This window comes from Elstera litoralis (assembly GCF_000963705.1).
Lineage (GTDB): Bacteria > Pseudomonadota > Alphaproteobacteria > Elsterales > Elsteraceae > Elstera > Elstera litoralis.
The window spans coordinates 1-1,033 of sequence record NZ_LAJY01000627.1 but is presented as its reverse complement, the minus strand read 5'-3'; the positions used below and the strand labels follow the sequence as shown (position 1 = coordinate 1,033).

At 59.3% G+C, this 1,033-nt stretch carries 2 protein-coding genes; both read left to right on the top strand.

The window, feature by feature from the left end; translation table 11 throughout:
- Nucleotides 1-661: alpha-E domain-containing protein (locus VZ95_RS18410; protein ID WP_045777156.1), on the top strand; the 661-nt coding region annotated here is incomplete at its 5' end.
- Between the two features lie 26 nt (nt 662-687).
- Nucleotides 688-1,033: transglutaminase N-terminal domain-containing protein (locus VZ95_RS18405; RefSeq protein ID WP_198148390.1), on the top strand; the 346-nt coding region annotated here is incomplete at its 3' end.

Here is a 1,033-nt window from a genome sequence, read left to right as displayed (position 1 = left end):
CCGCTCGGAGCGGAATAATCTCACGGTTTCGGTTTGGGAATATCTCAACGAGGCCTCGATTCAACTGCGCGAGAAGCTGGATAAGCCGCTGACGGGGGCCAATATTCAGGATTTCCTGGATTGGACCAAGCGTCAGATGATTCTCGTGGCGGGGGCGTGTGAAACCACGCTGTTGCGCGACGAGGCCTATCATTTCCTCTCTCTCGGCACCTATATCGAGCGCGCCGACAATACCGCCCGTATTCTCGATTCCAAGTATCATATTCTGTTGCCCCAGGGCGAGAAGGTCGGCGGCGGGGTCGATTACTATCAATGGACGGAAATTCTCAACTGCATCAACGCACTGCGCACCTATCGCCGCGTCTACAGCAGCGCGGTACTGCCGTGGCGGGTGGCGGAATTGATGATTTTGCGCTCCGATTTGCCGCGCTCTCTGCACTTTTGCTTAACTCAAATCATGGACAATCTAGATGCGTTGGCCCGGATTTACGGGACGCGGCACGAGTGTCATCGTTTGTGCGGGGTTCTGGCGTCGGGCCTGCGCTACGGGAAGGTCGATGATATTTTCGAACGGGGGCTGCACGAGTTCCTGGTCGAGTTCATCGATAAGAACAATGCCTTAGGCGCGGAGATCACCCGGAACTACCTCATCAACCCCTAACCCCCCTCTAGCGACAAGGAGCCGTCATGATGGCTTCCCGGCTGATCCTGGATATCACGCATCGCACCCGCTATCGGTTCGACGGACCGACGACGGCGGTGCAGTATCTGCGCCTATCCCCTGGAAACAGCGGGGGCCAGAAGGTGCACGCCTGGGCGGTGGAGGCACCGGGGGATCTGTTCCCCTGGCGCGACGGGCACCGGAACCTTGTCCATAGCCTCTATATTCACGAACCGCTCGATGAAATCGAGTTGGTGGCGCGCGGGCGAGTGGAAACGCTCGATCAATCGGGTGTCGTCGGCGAGGATGGGGCGGGCGCTCTGCCGCCAGATTATTGGCTGCGCGAGGGGCCGCTGACCACGCTGGCACGGG